Annotated in this window: 2 pseudogenes; both read right to left on the bottom strand. The window is 66.3% G+C overall.

Annotated elements, in window-relative coordinates:
- Positions 1 to 844 (bottom strand): annotated as a pseudogene (locus FJ980_RS30675) (hypothetical protein); the annotation flags it as partial.
- A 16-nt stretch (positions 845 to 860) separates the two neighbouring features.
- Positions 861 to 1,670, bottom strand: a pseudogene (locus FJ980_RS34935) (NAD(P)/FAD-dependent oxidoreductase); the annotation flags it as partial.

The raw sequence follows: 1,670 nt of genomic DNA, 5'->3' as shown, positions 1-1,670 counted from the left end.
CAGCGACGGCGCGGGGCGCGTCGACGATCTCGACGAAGGTGCTGGTATAGCCGAAGTCGACCGGATACTGCCGCGAGCGGCGCGCGGTGAACTCCGCGATCGGCTTGCCCTCGTTCCAGAGCGCGGCGTAAGAGAATTGGCTTTCTCCCCCGCCCGGCACGCGCTCCTGCACGACGACGTTTTGGCCGCCGATCTGTTCGGCCGCGTCGCGATAGGCGGCAAGAAATGAGGCCCTGTCGTCGGCCTGGACGACCTTGGCCCTGGCGATGCGGGTGTTGCCGCCGCCCATGTGAGGCTTGAGAACGACCGGAAAAACCATGTCCAGGGATGAGGCCTGCACCATGGATGCGATGTCATAGGTCCTTGGAATGGACAGCCGCAACTCGGTTGCCCGCCTGTAGAGGAACGGCTTGTCGCAGACCCACTGCAACGCATCCCAGGAAGGCAGCAAGATCTTATAGATCGCCGACAGGGCGGCCAGGTTTTCCGAGACCAGGCGAACCTCTGGATCGGCGGCCGGGATCAGGAGGCATCCCTCCAGCCGGTGTTTACGCGCCGCTTCCAGCAGAAACGGCAGTGCCCGCTCATCGTTTGGGCCGGGCCAGCGGATGGTGGCTCCGACAAATCGCGACCAGCCCGGCAGCGGCGAATCATTGGTGATGTAGGTGAGGGGCACTTTTTGCGCGCCGAGGCTGCGCGCCAGGGCAAGCGTGCCGTGCGCGCCCCCAAGAAACACTGCGCCTGACGTCGCCAAGCCTACATCCTCACATGCTGTCCGGCACGGCCGGTTTCCCAGCTCTTCCGCTTTGACAGGCGAGAGCCCCGCCTGATCGCGCTGATACATGGCGGGCCGGCGACGCTCAACGCGGCTTCGGGCCGGCGGGAACCGAGGCTTCGCCCAGTCTCATGGTGGAGCGCCGTGCGTTCTGGCCCTTGCTTCTCGCGGCGCGTATGAAACGGGTGACGGCCTGCGCCGCATACGGGGTGGCGGCGGTGAAACGCATTAACGGGCCAAAACTCGCGACCGCGCTGGCGCCGACAAAATGCAGGCCGGGAATGTTCGATTCCAGTCCCGTGGAAAGGACAGGCGATCCGTCGCGGCAGGCGATCGCATCGAGGAAATCGGGGGCGAAGAGCCCGAGCTTGCCGATGTCTATGCGATAGCCGGTCGCGAGCAGGACGTGATCGTAAGCGGTCGAGCCGTTCTCGAACCGCAAGTCTAGTCCGGAGTTGCTGGCGGAGGCGCCGACGATCACGCGGCCGGCCTTGACCTTGATGCCGCCGAAGTCCGGCAGCAGCCAGCCTGACGCGCCGGCCCTGAGGCCACGCGCATTGACCCAGCGTCGCGCCGCCGCCGGCAAACCATGCACGAGACCCGGCGCCTCGATCAGCCAGGACAACGGGAAGGGACCGACGCGCGAGGGCGACGCCAGGAGTTCCTCGGCGGCGCCTAGCACATTGCGGCCCCGCCTGCTGGACGGCGCGCCCAGCCAATGGATGTCGCCCCGGCAGACGAGTTCGACGTCGGCTCCCGCCTTTCTCAACAGGACGGCGGATTCGCAGGCGCTTTGTCCGCGTCCGACGACGGCGACATGCTTGCCGGCAAAGGCTTCGAATCCAATGTGCGCGCTGGTGTGGCTGACCAATTCGGAGGGCAGGCCACTGAAGGC

Source organism: Mesorhizobium sp. B1-1-5 (assembly GCF_006443065.1).
In the GTDB taxonomy this organism is placed as follows: Bacteria; Pseudomonadota; Alphaproteobacteria; order Rhizobiales; family Rhizobiaceae; genus Mesorhizobium.
The sequence above is the reverse complement of the archived record's forward strand: the minus strand, read 5'-3'. Positions and strand labels throughout refer to the sequence as shown.